This window comes from Rhizobium sp. LCM 4573, from assembly GCF_001854865.1.
In the GTDB taxonomy this organism is placed as follows: Bacteria; Pseudomonadota; Alphaproteobacteria; order Rhizobiales; family Rhizobiaceae; genus Neorhizobium.
The window spans coordinates 222,458-239,147 of record NZ_MDDW01000026.1 but is presented as its reverse complement, the minus strand read 5'-3'; the positions used below and the strand labels follow the sequence as shown (position 1 = coordinate 239,147).

At 60.7% G+C, this 16,690-nt stretch carries 17 protein-coding genes and 1 riboswitch; of the genes, 8 read left to right on the top strand and 9 right to left on the bottom strand.

Translation table 11 applies throughout. The features are described from left to right. The first annotated feature begins 97 nt into the window (after positions 1-97). The 4 genes from proV (at position 98) to LCM4573_RS20220 (ending at position 3,556) form a co-directional block, all read left to right on the top strand. Positions 98-1,330, top strand: coding sequence for a glycine betaine/L-proline ABC transporter ATP-binding protein ProV (proV, locus tag LCM4573_RS20235; RefSeq protein ID WP_071008172.1), 1,233 nt, complete (start codon positions 98-100; stop codon positions 1,328-1,330). Between the two features lie 23 nt (positions 1,331-1,353). Then, entirely contained in the window at positions 1,354-2,235 is an 882-nt protein-coding gene (locus LCM4573_RS20230) for a proline/glycine betaine ABC transporter permease (RefSeq protein WP_071008171.1), read from the top strand. A gap of 64 nt (positions 2,236-2,299) precedes the next feature. Next, positions 2,300-3,175, top strand: a complete 876-nt coding sequence (locus LCM4573_RS20225; RefSeq protein WP_071008521.1) for a glycine betaine ABC transporter substrate-binding protein — start codon at positions 2,300-2,302, stop codon at positions 3,173-3,175. 39 nt (positions 3,176-3,214) lie between these two features. Next, a complete protein-coding gene (locus LCM4573_RS20220; protein ID WP_244505371.1) occupies positions 3,215-3,556 on the top strand; it encodes a helix-turn-helix domain-containing protein in 342 nt (113 codons plus the stop codon). A gap of 17 nt (positions 3,557-3,573) precedes the next feature. On the opposite strand, the gene LCM4573_RS20215 is transcribed toward LCM4573_RS20220, so the two are convergent. The 9 genes from LCM4573_RS20215 to LCM4573_RS20175 form a co-directional block, all read right to left on the bottom strand. Then, positions 3,574-4,512, bottom strand: coding sequence for a dihydrodipicolinate synthase family protein (locus LCM4573_RS20215; RefSeq protein ID WP_071008169.1), 939 nt, complete (start codon positions 4,510-4,512; stop codon positions 3,574-3,576). A 13-nt stretch (positions 4,513-4,525) separates the two neighbouring features. Continuing rightward, the gene (locus tag LCM4573_RS20210; protein WP_071008168.1) at positions 4,526-5,479 is read right to left on the bottom strand and encodes an ABC transporter ATP-binding protein; all 954 of its coding nucleotides are present in this window, start codon (positions 5,477-5,479) and stop codon (positions 4,526-4,528) included. Further along, positions 5,480-6,505, bottom strand: a complete 1,026-nt coding sequence (locus LCM4573_RS20205; protein WP_407071756.1) for an ABC transporter ATP-binding protein — start codon at positions 6,503-6,505, stop codon at positions 5,480-5,482. After that, positions 6,505-7,422: a dihydrodipicolinate synthase family protein gene (locus LCM4573_RS20200; RefSeq protein ID WP_071008167.1), complete on the bottom strand. Its 918-nt coding sequence runs from the start codon at positions 7,420-7,422 to the stop codon at positions 6,505-6,507. The genes LCM4573_RS20205 and LCM4573_RS20200 overlap by 1 nt, the downstream gene beginning before the upstream one ends. 19 nt (positions 7,423-7,441) lie before the next feature. Beyond that, entirely contained in the window at positions 7,442-8,317 is an 876-nt protein-coding gene (locus LCM4573_RS20195) for an ABC transporter permease (RefSeq protein WP_071008166.1), read from the bottom strand. A 3-nt stretch (positions 8,318-8,320) separates the two neighbouring features. Continuing rightward, positions 8,321-9,280, bottom strand: coding sequence for an ABC transporter permease (locus LCM4573_RS20190; protein ID WP_071008165.1), 960 nt, complete (start codon positions 9,278-9,280; stop codon positions 8,321-8,323). Between the two features lie 65 nt (positions 9,281-9,345). Continuing rightward, the gene (locus LCM4573_RS20185; RefSeq protein ID WP_071008164.1) at positions 9,346-10,932 is read right to left on the bottom strand and encodes an ABC transporter substrate-binding protein; all 1,587 of its coding nucleotides are present in this window, start codon (positions 10,930-10,932) and stop codon (positions 9,346-9,348) included. Beyond that, positions 10,929-11,660 carry a FadR/GntR family transcriptional regulator gene (locus LCM4573_RS20180; RefSeq protein ID WP_071008163.1) on the bottom strand — a complete coding sequence of 244 codons (732 nt, stop codon included), beginning with the start codon at positions 11,658-11,660 and terminating at the stop codon, positions 10,929-10,931. The genes LCM4573_RS20185 and LCM4573_RS20180 overlap by 4 nt, the downstream gene beginning before the upstream one ends. Positions 11,661-11,772: 112 nt before the next feature. Further along, positions 11,773-12,051, bottom strand: a complete 279-nt coding sequence (locus LCM4573_RS20175; protein ID WP_071008162.1) for a DUF982 domain-containing protein — start codon at positions 12,049-12,051, stop codon at positions 11,773-11,775. A gap of 299 nt (positions 12,052-12,350) precedes the next feature. Continuing rightward, a riboswitch (cobalamin riboswitch) is annotated at positions 12,351-12,576 on the top strand. Between the two features lie 249 nt (positions 12,577-12,825). On the opposite strand from LCM4573_RS20175, the gene nrdH reads away from it, so the two are divergent. From nrdH to nrdF, 4 genes are read left to right on the top strand one after another with little or no spacing between them, the layout of a single operon-like run. Then, positions 12,826-13,044: a glutaredoxin-like protein NrdH gene (gene nrdH, locus LCM4573_RS20170; protein WP_071008161.1), complete on the top strand. Its 219-nt coding sequence runs from the start codon at positions 12,826-12,828 to the stop codon at positions 13,042-13,044. Between the two features lie 10 nt (positions 13,045-13,054). Next, positions 13,055-13,462 carry a class Ib ribonucleoside-diphosphate reductase assembly flavoprotein NrdI gene (gene nrdI / locus LCM4573_RS20165; RefSeq protein ID WP_071008160.1) on the top strand — a complete coding sequence of 136 codons (408 nt, stop codon included), beginning with the start codon at positions 13,055-13,057 and terminating at the stop codon, positions 13,460-13,462. Further along, positions 13,450-15,603, top strand: coding sequence for a class 1b ribonucleoside-diphosphate reductase subunit alpha (gene nrdE, locus LCM4573_RS20160; protein ID WP_071008159.1), 2,154 nt, complete (start codon positions 13,450-13,452; stop codon positions 15,601-15,603). Before nrdI ends, nrdE begins: the two co-directional genes overlap by 13 nt. A 15-nt stretch (positions 15,604-15,618) precedes the next feature. Further along, positions 15,619-16,608: a class 1b ribonucleoside-diphosphate reductase subunit beta gene (gene nrdF / locus LCM4573_RS20155; RefSeq protein ID WP_071008158.1), complete on the top strand. Its 990-nt coding sequence runs from the start codon at positions 15,619-15,621 to the stop codon at positions 16,606-16,608. The last annotated feature ends 82 nt before the right edge of the window (positions 16,609-16,690 follow it).

Below are 16,690 nucleotides of genomic sequence, written 5' to 3'. Positions count from 1 at the left end.
ATACAATACTTGATGAGCGCGAAGTTTTACTTGCTGCACCGTTGAGTTTTGACAAGAAGGAGAGCGCCTCCGCTATTGAGCCGAGGCCTGCATGTTTATGGTTTTTGCAACTGAAAATGACGTATCGGTGGAACCGAGTTCGACCAAGATCAGTATCAAGAACGTTTACAAGGTTTTCGGGGAGCGCCCGGAAAAGGCGCTCGATCTTCTTCGACGCGGCAAGAGCAAATCGGAGATACTCGCGGCAACCGGCTGCTCGATCGGCGTCAACAACGCGAGCTTCGACATCAAGGCGGGCGAGATCTTCGTCATTATGGGACTTTCGGGTTCCGGGAAATCCACGCTGCTGCGCCTCCTCAACCGTTTGATCGAGCCGACATCCGGAAGCATCGAGATCGATGGCCGGGATATCACCAGCATGTCCCGCCGAGAGCTGATCGACGTCAGACGCCGCGACATCAGCATGGTCTTCCAGTCCTTTGCGCTATTGCCGAACCGCACTGTGCTCAACAACGCAGCCTTCGGGCTGGAAGTTGCAGGCGTCGGCGAGGCCGAGCGCAAGGAGAAGGCGAATGCCGCGTTGGACGCCGTCGGGCTTACCGGCTATGCCGAMAGCCGCCCCGATCAGCTGTCCGGCGGCATGAAGCAGCGTGTCGGTCTCGCCCGTGCGCTTGCCAGCGAGYCAACCATTCTCCTGATGGACGAGGCGTTTTCGGCCCTCGATCCGCTGATCCGTGCGGAAATGCAGGACGAGCTCGTCCGCCTTCAGGCTGAACACAGCCGCACGATCGTCTTCGTCAGCCACGATCTGGATGAGGCGATGAGGATCGGCGATCGTATCTGCATCATGCAGAACGGCAATGTGGTCCAGGTGGGCACGCCCGACGAGATCGTGCTCAATCCGGCCAACGACTATGTCCGTTCCTTCTTCCGCAATGTCGATGTCAGCCAGGTCTTCAAGGCAGGTGACATCGCCCGCAAGACGCAGGTGACCATCATCGAGCGGCAAGGCGTCTCCGCTGCGGCCGCATTGGAGCGGATGAAGAATTTCGATCGCGAATTCGCGATCATCGTCGGTCGCGACAAGACCTTTCAGGGCGTGGTGAGCCAGAGCTCGCTGATCGAGAAGGTTCGCGGCGGTGCCGCCGATCCTTATCGCAGCGCCTTCCTGCCCGAAGCCACGCCGGTTTTTGCCAGCGAGCCGCTGTCGAACGTGCTGGGCAAGGTTGCCGCCAGCGCCTGGCCGGTACCCGTGGTCGATGACGGCAACCGCTATATCGGTTCAATCAGCAAATCGACCCTTCTCGAAACGCTCGACCGCGCCGGCTGAACACCAGCAGAACGGAAAGACACATGAACTTCGATCTCGGTGACGGCATCGATGCCGCCGTCAATTACATTCTCGACAACTTCGCGCCGGTCCTCGATTTCATCGCGGCTGCTATCGGCCTGGTCACCGGCGGCATCCAGGATGCTCTGCTCGCCATTCCGATGCCCTTGGGGCTCGCCATTTTCGTCGCCCTCGCACTGTGGCGCGTGAGCGTCGGCTTCGGTGTCTTCACGGCCGCTTCCCTCTGGCTCGTCGACCACATGCAACTCTGGTCGCCGATGATGGAGACCCTGTCGCTCGTCATCGCCTCGACATTGATCGCCATGCTGATCGGCCTGCCTCTGGGGATAGCAATGGCCCGCGGCGACCGTTTTGCGGCCGTGACGAGGCCGGTGCTCGACCTGATGCAGACCATGCCGGCCTTCGTCTATCTCATTCCGGCCGCCATGTTCTTCGGTCTCGGCGCCGTGCCCGGAACGATCGCGACCGTCATCTTCTCCATGCCCCCGGTCGTCCGGCTGACCAATCTCGGTATTCGCCAGGTGCATGCGGAGTTCATCGAGGCCGGCAATGCCTTCGGCTGCACGCCTTCGCAATTGCTGTTCAAGGTGCAACTCCCGAACGCCATGCCCTCCATCATGGCCGGCATCAACCAGACCATCATGCTGGCACTCTCGATGGTGGTGATCGCCTCCATGATCGGGGCGGGCGGGATCGGCAATACGGTGCTCACCGGCATCCAGCGTCTCGATGTCGGTACCGGTTTTGAAGGCGGCATTGCCGTCGTCATTCTCGCCGTGATCCTCGACCGGATCACCCAAAGCCTCGGAAAGCAGAGCGCCGGTATCTGGCGCGTGCTTTTCCGGAACACGGCGCAGCAGAAGGTGGCGGAAGCTCCCGCCTGATCCGCAGCGCCCGTCGATGGCGGCTTGGCGCCGCCGCATGCGAACCTTCAAAAAAGGAGCAGATATGTTCAAGACACTCGTTACAATGAGCCTCGCTGCCGTTCTCTTCGGCAGCGCGACCACCGGAGCGCTGGCGCAGGACGCCAAGCCGGTGAAGATTGGCTGGGCCGCCTGGTCGGATGCCGAATTCGTCACCAAGCTCGCGGCAAAGCTCATCAAGGACGAGCTCGGTCAAGAGGTCGAACTGGTCCAGACAGATGTGGCGCCGCTCTATCAAGGCGTCAGCCGCGGCGATCTCGATGCCATGATGATGGCCTGGCTTCCGCAGACCCATGCCGATTACTTCGCCAAGGTGAAGGACAAGGTCGAAACGCTCGGCACCGTCTATGACGGAGCAAAGCTCGGCTGGGTCGTTCCGAAATACGTGCCCGAGGATGCGATCGCCTCCATCGAGGACCTCAAGAAGGATGACGTCAAGGAACAGCTCGGGAACCAGGTGCTGGGGATCGACCCGGGCGCCGGCCTGACGCGTCTTTCCCAGCAGGCCGTCAAGGATTACGGTCTCGACGACTACAAGCTGCAGATTTCCAGCGAGGCCGGTATGCTGACCTCCGTCGATCGCGCCATGCGGTCGGAAAAGTGGTTCGTCGCGACCTCATGGAGCCCGCACTGGATGTTTGGCAAGTATGAACTTCGCTATATCGACGACCCGAAGAAGTCGCTCGGTGAAGCCGAGCATGTCGATATCCTGGCTCGCCAGGGCTTCAAGGAGGAAAATCCCAAGGTCGCCGAATTCCTTTCCCGAATGAAGCTGCCGATCTCGGATCTGGAGGCGGCGATGTTCAATGCGCAGGAAACCTCCTACGACGAGGCTGTCAAGAAATACATCACCGATCATCCGGACCAGGTGAAAGCCTGGCTGGGTGAAAACGAAGGCTAACCTCGTTGACGGCTCCGCGGGAACCATCCGCGGAGCCGCTTGTCTCAGCTCGATCAGGTGGAGCGCTTCAGCATGTATGATGGACAACAGGTTTCGRCATTCGCCGAAGACGATACGATCGGCGGCCGTATTTCGCTTGCGCGCGATGCGCTGAACGTCTCCGTCGAAGAGATTTCGGCGATTGTCGGGGTCACGCCGGAAACCTGGCAGGATTGGGAAAACGACCGGGCCGCGCCGCGCGCCAACCGGCTGGACAAGATCGCCGGCGTCTTGCAGGTGAGCCTTGCCTGGCTCCTGAGCGGCAGAGGCATCGGACCGTCATGGGACAATTTCGAAGATAAGGCCCGGTTCGTGGCCAATAGCTCCAGCCGGTTCCACTAGCCGGCGGACCGCGCGTTTCAGTCGGAAACGAGTTCGGGAATTTCCGCGCGTGCGATCTGGCGCAGGCGGACCGCGTCACGCTCCTCGATCCATCGATAGGGCCAGCGAAGCCTTGTCCCGACAGGCCCCCAGCCGCCGATCCCGCAGAGCAGCTTGTCGAGGGCGGCATTGGAAAAGCCGTGATCGCGGCGGAACGGTACGATATGGTTGTCCATGAAGGCGCAGATGCGCCCTTCCACTTCCAGAGCCCGATCGAGATCGGTCCGCATGAGTTCGGTCCAGTTCTGCGCGCCGCGCGGACTGAGACATGCCACATTGGAAAAGGCGCCAGCCGCGACCCCTTGCTTGACGCCGGTGGCCAGGTGATGGCCGGGGACGAAGAGCGCGAATTCCGATAGGTGTGAACGAGCCTCCGCATACCAGCGGTCGTCGCCGTCGGCGAGCTTGATGCCGACGACAGAAGGGCAGGGGCCGCAGACCCCGGCAAGCTCTTCAGGCGAAAGCACCCGTTTTGCGTGGGGCGGGTTGTAGAGGATCAATGGGATGCCGTCGGCATTCTCGGCGGCGCGTTTCAGGAAATCGATCGCCTCGGGATCGGTAAGCGGCCACCAATCCGGCAGGATCACCTGGATCGCCATCGGCTTGAGCGATGCCGCCCGGCGCAGGCGTGCGAGCATGATGGTGGCGTCCGGCTGGCAGGCGCCGATCACGAAGGGCATACCGGCACGTCCGCATCGTTCGGCGAGGATTTCCTGGATGCGAGCGAATTCCGCTTCGCTCTGGTTATGGAATTCGCCGGCCGTCCCGTTCGAATAGATGCCGTCGACGCCGGCCGCGATCAGAATGTCGATTTCTTCCGCTAGTTTCCCAAACTCGATGCTGTCGTCTGCAGCAATCGGCAACAAAAGGCTCGCCCAGTTGCCGGCGATCGGATGCCTGCGTGCTCCTGCTGTCACTTGTCTTCTCTCCTCAATCGAGATCGTCACGGATGCAGGCCTTGAAGCGTCCCGGCGCAACCTCTCTCAATTCCGGCACAGCCTCGCCGCAGGTGGGAAGCGCATAAGGACAGCGGGTTCGGAAGACACAGCCGCTCGGAGGGCTGGCGGGGCTCGGGATATCGCCCTTCAGAATCTGGCGGTCGCGCCGGGCGTCCGGATCAGGCGAAGGGATCGCCGAAAGCAGCGCGCGCGTATAAGGGTGCTGCGGCGTGGCATAGAGATCGGCACTTGGAGCAACCTCCATGATGCGCCCAAGATAGAGCACGATGACACGGTCGCAGATATATTCGACAACCGCGAGATCATGGCTGATGAACAGCATGGTGAGACCGAGGCGCTGCTGCAGGTCGCGCAGAAGATTGATGACCTGCGCCTGAATCGATACGTCGAGCGCCGAGACGGGTTCGTCGGCCACGATGAATTCCGGGCCAAGCGTCAGCGCGCGGGCAATGCCGATCCGCTGGCGCTGGCCACCGGAGAATTCATGTGCGTAGCGATTGATCGCGTCCGCCGGCAGATCCACCTGTTCGAGGGCGCGACGAGCTCGCTCCAGCCGGTCCTTGCGGGCGCCGACCCCCTGTATCTTCAGCCCTTCGGTCAGAATTTCCCCGATCGTCATGCGCGGCGAGAGGCTCGCGAACGGGTCCTGGAAGATATATTGCATTCGTGGCCGGGTCCGCCGCATGGCCGATGCCGAAAGTCCGGTGATTTCGGTCCCGTCGAACCGGACGCTGCCGGCGGAAGGCTCCACGAGACGCAGGATCGAGCGGCCGATCGTGGTTTTGCCCGAGCCGGATTCCCCCACAAGCCCGACGACCTCGCCTTTGCCGATGTCGAACGAGATGCCCTGCAATATGGTGAGCTTGGTGCCGCGCGAGGTATAATGTTTTTCAAGATCGCGGACGGAGAGGAATGGTTCGCTCATCTAAATCTCCTGCCAGCGGATACAGCGGCTCTCGTGCCGGGCATTGACCTTTGCCAGCGGCGGGACGGCGGCACGGCAGGCATCAATCGCGAACCGACAGCGAGGGGAGAAGGCACAGCCCTTCGGCATGTTCATCAGGCTCGGCACCACACCTGGAATGGCGGCGAGCTTTTCGCCGGCCCGTTTCATGCGCGTTGCATCGCCAAGCTTCGGCATGGAGGCAAGAAGGCCCATCGTATAGGGATGCTTCGGATTGCGGAACACCTCGTCCACCGGTCCCGTCTCGACGATCCTGCCGGCATACATGACCGCCACGCGATGGGCGATTTCCGCGACGACGCCGAGGTTATGCGTGACGAACAGCATGGCCATCCCGCGCTCGCGCTGGAGCTTCTGCAGGAGGTCGAGGATCTGCGCCTGGATGGTCACGTCGAGCGCGGTCGTCGGCTCGTCCGCGATCAGCAGGGTCGGATCGCAGGAAAGGGCCATGGCTATGGTGGCGCGCTGGCGCATGCCGCCTGAAAGCTCGTGCGGATATTGGCCGGCACGGCGCTTGGCATCCGGAATGCCGACGCTTTCCAGAAGGCCGATCGCCGCATCCATCGCCGTCTTCCGGTCCGCCCGGCGATGGATGCGGATCGGCTCGGCGATCTGATCGCCGACAGTATAGACCGGGTTGAGGCTGGACATCGGCTCCTGGAAGACCATGCCGATATCGTTGCCGCGGATTTCCCGCATCCTGCCCTCGTCGAGTTCGACCAGGTTCACGACCGCGCCATCCTTGCGCCTCAGACGGATATTGCCCGCAGCGATGGCGCCGACATTGCGGGTAAGCAGGCGCATGACCGAAAGACTGGTCACGGACTTGCCGGAGCCGGATTCACCCACGAGCGCCAGCGTCTCGCCGGCTTCAAGGGCGAGATCGACATCGTTGACCGCCGTCACCTCGCCGGAACGGATACGGAAGACGGTCCGCAGTCCCTTGATCTCCAGTATGGTATCGGTTGTCGGTTGCATCATGTTCATCAGGACAGGAGGCCCGCTGTTCGGAGGATCTCGTTGATCCTTGCGGTTTCAGCTTCGTTGAGCGCAGCGCGCGGGCGGGGCATCACGGCGGTATCGATGATGCCGAGGCTCTTCATGGCCGCCTTGAAGGCGCCGATGCCGGAGGCTCCGCCGCTGACGCGCCCCTGCGCCACCCAGACGATCTCGAAGAGGCGGCAAAGCCGTTCCTGCTCCTTGCGCGCTGCGGCCCAGTCGCCGCGCTGGGCGGCGTTCCAGAGGCGCACGTAGCCATGCGGATCGACATTCGCGACACCGGGAACGACGCCGTGAGCGCCCATGAGCAGCGCGTTGTCGACGACTATTTCCGATCCGGTCATCAGGAAGACGTCTTTTTTGTCGGCGAGATCGAGCAGTGCATAGCGGAAGTTGCCGTCATCACCGCTGGAGTCCTTGAGACCGATGATTGTCCCCTCGCGGGCAAGAGTGACGGTTGTCTGACGGTGCAGCTTCACATGCACGCAGACCGGGATGTCGTAAGCAATCAGCGGTATGTCGACGGCGTCGCGAATGTAGCGGAAGTGATCGATGATCTCGGACTGGCTCGTGACAGTGTAGAACGGCGCCGTCACGACGACGGCATCGGCGCCCGCCGCCTTCGCCACCTTGGCGTGATGGATGACGCGATCGGTGGTCGGATCGATCACGCCGACGATCAGCGGCACGCGGCCGTTGATGACCTTGGCCGAATGCTCGATGATTTCCTGCCTCGTCCTGTCGTCATGGAAGATCACTTCGCTCGTCGAACCGAGCACGAAGAGACCATGGCAGCCCGCCTCGATCAGATGTTCCAGAACCCTCGTATAGGAGGGATAGTCGACCGTGAAATCCTGGTTAAGGGGCGTTACGACAGGAGGAACAACACCTTTGAACTTGGTCATTTTTGCTTTCTTTCGATTGTCAGTTGAGTTCGGCGCGAGGATCGAAGGCATCTCTCAGCCCGTCACCGATGAAGTTGATGGCAAGAACGGCGGTGACGAGCGCCCCGCCGGGAAACAGCCACTGCCAGGGATATTGCTCGAGCACGGCCGTGGAGCGGGCCGCGTTCAGCATGTTGCCCCAGCTTGCGGCCGGCGGAGCGATCCCGAGGCCGAGAAAGGAGAGGCCGGCCTCGAGCAGGATGGAATTGGCGATCTGCAGAGTCGCGAAGACGACGAGGATGTCGATCGAGTTCGGCAGACCGTGGCGGAAGAGGAGGTGCGGGAGACCGGCACCCATGCCCCTTGCCGCCATCACGAAATCCCGCTCGCGAAGTTCGAGGAGCCGCGAGCGGATCATCCGCGCCAATAGGGGCCAGGAGAGCAGCGAGATCACTAGTATCGTCGGCCAGATGCCGGTGCCGGCTATGGAGGCGAGCACCAGCAGGAAGATGACCGGGGGGAGCGTCATCACCAGGTCCACAAAGCGCATGGTCGTGGCGTCAACCCATCGGCCGGCAAGTGCAGAGATCGCACCGACGAGAAAGCCGATAACCATGRCAATCGCCGTGGAGCCGATCGCCACAAGCAGCGATATGCGGCCGCCTTCGAGAACACGGGCTAAGACGTCGCGGCCAACGCCATCGGTGCCGAACCAGTGCTTGGCCGTCGGCCCGCTGTTCATGGCGAGAAGGTCGATATCGTTCGGTTTGAAGCTCCACCACAATGGATAGGAGAGGATCAGCACAAGCATGGGCACGATCAGGCAGAGGCCGAAGATCGCCACACGGTTGGTCACGAAGCGGTCGAGGGCGCGGGCGATCGGGCCGGGACTGCGGGAGAAACAGCGAGCCAGCATGGTTCAGCCCACCTTGATACGCGGATCGATCACCGCATAAGTGATGTCGGTCAGGAGATTGACGACGATGACGCAGGCGCCGATCACCAGCGTCGCCCCCATGATGACGGGGTAGTCGCGGGTTTCCACCGCATCCACCAGGAGCAGGCCCATGCCCGGCCAATTGAAGACGCTTTCGATGAAGATGGCGCCGCCGATCGCGAGACCGATGGTGGAGCCGATCAGTGTCACGACCGGCAGCAGCGCATTGCGTAGCGCGTGCTTGGTGATGACCCAGAATTCATAGACGCCCTTGGCGCGCGCGGTTCGAACATAGTCCTGGTTCAGCACTTCCAGCAGCGAGGCGCGCATATAACGGGTGATGAGTGCCGCCTGGGCGATCGCCAGAAGCGAGGCGGGCAGGACGAGGTGATGCAGCAGGTCGCCGATCGAAAACTCCGCCCCAGGGGTCAACATCCCACCGGACGGCATCCAGTTGAGCCGGACGGAGAAAATGTAGAGCCCGATCAGCGCGCTCAGGAATGCAGGGCTTGAGATGCCCGCCAGCGCGAAGACGGAAAAGGAGATATCCAGCGGCGAATTGCGACGCACGGCGCTGACGACGCCAATGGCAATGCCGGCGACGATGGCAATCACGATCGCCGATCCCATCAAAAGGACGGTGGGGCCGATGCGGGAGAGCACCAGGTCGAGCACCGGCTGATCGAACCGCTTGATCGAATAGCCGAGATTGCCGGTAACCGCTTCCTTCAGCCAGGCGAGGTACTGGACAGGCAGCGGCTGATCCAAGCCGAGCTGGATGCGCAATTGCGCGAGGTCGCTCGGCGACATCGGCACGTTCGGATCGATATAGGCATCGATCGGATCGCCGGGGGTGAGACGCAGCAGAATGAAGATCAACAGGCTGAGCGCAAGCAGCATGCCCGATCCGATCAGCAGGCGTCGGAAAGTAAAGCTGAGCATGAAAATCAATCCCGTGGGGGGTGGCGCCGGCAGGCCGTGCCACCCCGTCTGGTCCTATTCTGGGCTTACTCTGCCAGCGACCATTTTTCCGGGTGCGCCTGGTAGGGCCCACCGCCGGGCGCTGGCGTCCAGATGAAGTCCTTCACCTTGGACGAGACGACCCCATAGCGATTGGCGACCCAGAGCGTGCCCCAGGGAAGTTGGCTGTTCATCACCTTGCAGACCTCCTGATAGCGTTCGGTCCGCTTGTTGGGATCGGTCTCGCCAAGGGCCCCGTCGAGAGCGGCGGTGAGATCGGGCATGCGGGCGCGCACGAYATTAGGGCCCGCCGGCGGGATCTGTTTTTCGTTGAGGCCGACATTGATGCTGCCCGGATCCGGCCCGTTCTGCAGCCCGGCAAAGACCATCTGGAACTGCGAGACATCCGGATTGGGATTGAGCACGATACTGTTATAGGTCGGCGTATCCACCGCGCGCGGCGTCACGTTGATGCCGACCTGGGCAAGCATGGCCTGAACCGCCGCCATGACATTGGCCGCAAGCGGTGTCGTGTAATAGGTCAGCAGGGTGATCGGCTTGTCGCCGTTGATCTCCGCCCAGCCGGCCTCCTCCAGCAACTGTTTGGCCTTTTCCGGATCGTATGCATAGGGATCAATGCCTTCGGGCACGAGCTGATCGGCCACGTAGGCGCAATTGGCCTGCCTTGCCGCTCCGCCATAGAGGCTCTGGATGATCGTGTTGCGGTCGATCGCATGCATCACGGCCTGGCGGACCTTAAGGTCCTTCCAGATCGGAGACTCGTGGTTGAAACCGAGATAGTTGACCACAAAGGAATCGCCCTCGATGACCTTGAAGGCGTCATTGTCCTTGAAGGTCGGGACGTCGTTGGAATCGACATAGGTGAACTGGATCTCTCCGGCTCTTAGAGCGGCGATCGCTGCGGCGGGGTCTGCGAAATACCGGTTGATGAGCTTTTCCAGGGCCGGCGCGCCGCCGCGATAGTCCGTATTGGCGGTCAGTTCCACATACTGGTCGGTGACATATTTGCTGAATTTGAACGGTCCGGTTCCGATCGGGGATGTGGACCACCAGGTATTTTTGGCGAGCTGATCGGCTGGGATTTTCGACAAGGCGTGCTCGGGCAGCATCATGACCTTGGTCATGGTGTCGAGAAGGCTGGCCGAAGGCGCATCCAGCCTGACGATCAGCGTCTTGTCATCGGGCGCCTCTACCGAAGAGACGGCCTTCAGGCGGGCGGCGAGAACCGAGCCGCTCTTGGCGTCCTTGGCGAGTTCCATGGTGAACTTGGCATCCTTGGCGGTGAAGGACTGTCCGTCGTGCCACTTCGCGTCGGCGAGCTTGAATGTATAGGTGCGCTGGTCGTCGCTGACCTCGTAGGACGAGGCGAGCACGCCGACCACCTTCTGGAGCTTCTCGTCATAGGTGATGAGCGGCTCGTAATAGATGCTGAGCCAGGTAAAGCCGCTGGTCGCTGCCAGCGGATTGAAATTGCCCTGGAAGCCGCCGGGGCCGACGTCGAAGCCGCCCGAAAGCGTTGCCGCCTTCGCCGGGCCGGTGAATGCCGGAACGGCGGTCGTCGCCATCATCGCGGCCATGGCGATGGCCGACGAGAGTCTGGTCAGTCGATTCATTGTGTTCCTCCCACATTTGAATTCGTCTTGTTGTTGGCAATCACCCGGGAAATGCCTTCGTAGTGGCGGTCCAGGCGCAGCTTGGCCTCCTCGACATTCCTGGYCTCCACCGCATCGACGATGGCGGCGTGATCTCTCCAGGTGGCGATCGGGTCGACATTGTCGAGGTTCACGAAATCGGACGCCTTGTAGAAGGCGAGCCAGAAAACGTCGATCAGTCTGGCAAGCGTGTCGTTGCCCTGGCAGCGGAAGAGCAGGCGATGGAAGAGCTGGTCGTCTTCGGCAAAGGACTCCCCTCGCTGCGCATGCATGCCCATGCGGTTCACGGTTCCACGCAGCTCGGCGATGTCGTCCTCGCCGATCATTGCGATTGTCTTGCCGATCAGGCCGACTTCGAGCGTGCGCCGGATCTCGATGACCTCTTCGATCTGCCGGAGAGCGCCGCCGAGCCCGTAGGCGAGATTGTCGAGCAGCGGCTCGAAGGAGAAGGCCTTCACGAAAATACCGACGCCGCGGCGGGTTTCGAGGACGCCAAGCGATTCCAGCGCCTTGATGCCCTCCCGCAGCGAATTGCGGCTGACGCCGAGCTGCTGGGCAAGCTCGCCTTCCGCCGGCAGCAGGGTGCCCGGCTGCAGCCCGTTGTCCGCGATATAGGCCCTGAGGCTTTCCTGGACGGAGACGTGCAGCAAAGGAGCGCGGGTCAGAGGCTTCATCGTCTTGAGCGTCATGCAGGTTCATCCGGATTGGCGGCCATGCTCCAGAACATATCGACTTGTAGGATATCTGTCAAATGAACATGCGGGTAAAGGGCCGCGGTAGGGAGGAGATGGCTAAAGGCGTTTAGGCGAATACGGCGAGATTGGCTTCCCGGGCGGCCGCGACGAAGGCGGCCCTGACATCCGCCGCCGGCATCTCGTCGTGCAGTCCGTCCAGGCAGGCCTTGACGGCTACGTAGAACTGGTCGCCRTCGTCCAGGGGCCAGTCGCGGAGCAGGATATGGGCCGCGTCCTCGACGGAGTTGACGATTCGGCACAATACCGGGCCGTGCACCGCCACTCCAACGGAGCGGAACCGATGCAGACTGTCCGATTTCGGGACTTTTTGCCGCTTGTTCACCATAGCGATGGTGGCGTTGCAAAATGCATGCCGGAAATGGCGATGCGCCTTGTCGAGGGCTCCATGCAGGAAGGAACGCCGGCAATCACGCCGGCGTTTCTTATGGATTGACGGGCTAGGCTAGGCTTCAGTGCGTCGCGCTGGAGCCGCCTGCGGCGACAATCACGAAGGGTTGGCCTTCGACCGGAATGGTTCGCGCTTCCTGCGGCGTCTCGCCGTCGACAAAAAAGGGATCTGTGATGGCGTCGTCGCGGAAAGGAGAGGGCGGCATCGAAGCTATTGACGTAAATTTAACCTGGCATACTATATCTAGTGTTCGAGGTTCTCCCGATTCGCAAGATCGGGAGCTAAGACGGGAATACGGTGCGTGACGTCCATGATGGGCCGAGCAATGYCGGAGCTGCCCCCGCAACTGTGAGCGGTGAGCATTCGTTCAGGAAAGCCACTGGAGCCGTAAGGTCCTGGGAAGGCATGGGCGAGTGCCGCGACCCGCAAGCCAGGAGACCTGCCTCGTTCATGAACGTCCACGGGCGGGGTGTCCGGAAGGTTACGGCGATGCTTGGGGAAGATGCCCAAGCACGTCGCTTCTTGAATGCTCCGCAAGGTAACTTCGGGGTGAAGTCTATGTCTATGAGTCCCAGTCCATATCGGCGCGAGTGACGGGCGTATAACGTACGGCAATCGGCTGCGGCTGCCTTCATTTTCCAATCCCTTCGCACGGACATCGGCGGATGCCCGAACGAATTTGCACGCCCTTATTAAAATACGAGGATTACGATGAGCATCACCGTCTACTCCAAGCCCGCCTGCGTCCAGTGCGCTGCGACCACCCGTGCGCTCGACCGTCAGGGCATAGTTTACACCGTGGTCGATGTCTCTGCCGATGCGGCCGCCTATGAACTCGTCCAGGCTCTCGGCTATCGACAGGTTCCCGTCGTCATCGCCGGCGAGCAGCATTGGGCCGGCTTCCGCCCGGATATGATCAGCGCACTTTGAAGATGCCGTGATGGGCGAGATCGTCTATTTTTCCAGCCGGTCTGGAAACACCCATCGCTTCGTCGAAAAGCTTGGCCTTCCGGCCGCCAGAATCCCCTTTCGCACCGATGAGGTGCTGAAGGTCGCGGCACCCTTCGTGCTCGTCGTGCCGACTTATTGCGGTAGCGACGGGAAAGGGAGGGTGAAAGGCGCTGTTCCCAAACAGGTGATCCGCTTCCTCAACGATGCGGAAAACCGCGCGAACCTTCGTGGCGTGATCGCCGCGGGAAACAGTAATTTCGGAGCGACCTTCGGGATCGCAGGCGACATCATCTCCGCCAAATGCCGTGTGCCGTATTTTTACCGGTTCGAGCTCCTGGGCACGCACGAAGATGTCGTCAACGTCAGACACGGATTGGAACGATTTTGGACACGCTAACGCTTGAAAGACCGGCAAAGACGGCCGAAACTTTGCACGACTACCATGCGCTCAATGCCATGTTGAACCTTTATGATGAACAGGGACAAATCCAGTTCGACAAGGACCGGCTGGCGGCGCGGCAGTATTTCCTGAGCCACGTGAACCAGAATACCGTCTTTTTCCATAACCTCCGGGAAAAGCTCGATTACCTGGTGACCGAGGGCTACTACGAGCAGGAGGTGCTGGACCAGTATTCCTTCAATTTCGTCCGCGACCTGTTCGACCATGCCTATGCGAAGAAATTCCGGTTCCCGACCTTCCTAGGCGCGTTCAAGTACTACACTAGCTACACGCTGAAGACCTTTGATGGCAAACGTTATCTCGAGCGATACGAGGACCGCGTCTGCATGGTAGCGCTGGCTCTCGCGCACGGCAATGAAGCGCTTGCCCGGGACCTCGTCGACGAGATCATGTCCGGCCGTTTCCAGCCGGCGACGCCGACATTCCTCAATGCCGGCAAGAAACAGCGTGGCGAACTGGTCTCCTGCTTCCTGCTGCGCGTTGAGGACAACATGGAGAGCATCGGCCGCTCGATCAATTCGGCGCTGCAGCTTTCCAAGCGCGGCGGGGGCGTCGCCCTGTCGCTCACCAACATCCGCGAAATGGGCGCACCGATTAAGCAGATCGAAAATCAGTCCTCCGGCGTCATCCCCGTCATGAAGCTTCTGGAGGACAGTTTCTCCTATGCTAATCAGCTTGGTGCGCGTCAGGGGGCAGGCGCGGTCTACCTCCACGCGCACCATCCCGACATCATGCGCTTCCTCGATACCAAGCGCGAGAACGCCGACGAGAAGATCCGCATCAAGACGCTGTCGCTCGGTGTCGTCATCCCCGACATCACCTTCGAACTCGCCAGGAATAACGAGGACATGTACCTCTTCTCGCCGCATGACGTGGAGCGTGTCTACGGCGTGCCCTTCACCGAAATCTCGGTGACGGAGAAATATCGCGAGATGGTGGCCGACAGCCGTATAGCCAAGAAGAAGATCAAGGCACGCGACTTCTTCCAGGTGATCGCCGAAATCCAGTTCGAGTCAGGCTACCCCTACCTCATGTTCGAGGACACCGTGAACCGCGCCAACTCGATCGCCGGCCGCATCACCATGAGCAATCTCTGCTCGGAAATCCTGCAGGTGAGCGAGGCGAGCACCTTCAACGACGACTTGTCCTATGCCAAGTTGGGCAAGGACATCTCCTGTAATCTCGGCTCGCTCAACATCGCAGCCGCGATGGACAGCCCTGATTTCGGCCGAACCATCGAGACTTCGGTCCGGGCGCTGACGGCCGTTTCTGACATGAGCCACATCTCCTCCGTTCCCTCAATTGAGAGGGGCAACGACGAGAGCCATGCGATCGGCCTCGGCCAGATGAACCTGCACGGCTATCTCGCTCGCGAGCGCATCTTCTACGGCTCCGAGGAAGGCATCGATTTTACCAATATCTATTTCTACACGGTGACCTACCATGCCATCCGCGCCTCGAACCGGCTGGCGGTCGAGCGTGGCGCCAGCTTCAAGGGCTTCGAGAACTCGAAATATGCTTCCGGCGAGTATTTCGACAAGTACACGGAGCAGGAGTGGGTGCCTGCGACGAAACGGGTCGCGGAATTGTTCGAGACGGCCGGTATCGCCATCCCGACCCAGGAAGACTGGCGGGAATTGAGGAAGGCCGTAATGGACGGCGGTCTCTATAACCAGAACCTGCAGGCCGTGCCGCCGACGGGCTCGATCTCCTACATCAATCACTCGACTTCCTCGATCCATCCCATCGTCTCGAAGATCGAGATCCGCAAGGAGGGCAAGATCGGCCGCGTCTATTATCCGGCAGCTTATCTGACGAACGACAATCTGGACTATTATCAGGACGCCTACGAGATCGGTCCGGAAAAGATCATCGACACCTATGCGGCGGCGACCCAGCATGTCGATCAGGGCCTGTCGCTGACGCTGTTCTTCCGCGATACGGCGACTACTCGCGATATCAACCGGGCGCAGATCTATGCCTGGAAGAAGGGCATCAAGACCATCTACTACATCCGCCTTCGCCAGATGGCGCTGTCCGGCACGGAAGTGCAGGGCTGTGTCTCCTGCGCCCTATGATATCCGGTGAAAAACATGAACATCCAAGTGAAAAGCAAGCCTGCCAAGGCAGCAGCGGCCGTGCGCGCCATCAACTGGAACCGCATTGAGGACGACAAGGACCTGGAAGTCTGGAATCGGCTGACCGGCAATTTCTGGCTGCCGGAAAAGGTGCCGCTATCGAACGATATCCAATCCTGGGCGACGCTCAAAGCCGAGGAGCAGCAGCTCACGATCCGCGTCTTCACGGGCCTTACCCTTCTCGATACGATCCAGAACGGTGTCGGCGCGGTGAAGCTGATGGCCGATGCCGTAACACCGCATGAAGAGGCGGTGCTTTCCAACATCTCCTTCATGGAGGCGGTCCACGCGCGCTCCTACTCCTCCATCTTCTCGACGCTATGCCTGACGCCGGATGTCGAAGATGCCTACAGATGGTCGGAGGAAAACGAATTCCTGCAGAAGAAGTCGGCGCTGATCATGGATCAGTATGCTTCCGACGATCCGCTGAAGAAGAAGGTCGCTTCGGTCTTTCTTGAAAGCTTCCTGTTCTATTCCGGCTTCTACCTGCCGATGTTCTGGTCGAGCCGCGCAAAGCTGACCAATACCGCCGACATGATTCGGCTGATCATCCGCGATGAGGCGGTGCATGGCTACTATATCGGTTACAAGTTCCAGCAAAACGCCGAACGGCTTTCTCAGGAGCGCCGAAAGGAGATCAAGGATTTCGCCTTCGATCTGCTGCTCGAACTCTACGATAACGAAGCCAGGTATACGGAAGCGCTCTATGACGGCGTCGGGCTGACCGAAGACGTCAAGAAATTCCTTCATTACAACGCCAACAAGGCGCTGATGAACCTCGGCTATGAGGCACTCTTTCCGCCGGATGCCTGCAAGGTGAACCCCGCTATCCTCTCGGCACTCTCGCCGAATGCTGACGAGAACCATGATTTCTTCTCGGGTTCCGGCTCCTCCTACGTCATCGGCAAGGCGGTGGCGACCGAGGACGAGGATTGGGATTTCTGATCGGCTACGCCCAATGTGACGGTGGACGCGAGGCGTCGTATGCGGCACCATTAACCTCCGGAGGTGCCTGTTTCCGCGCGTC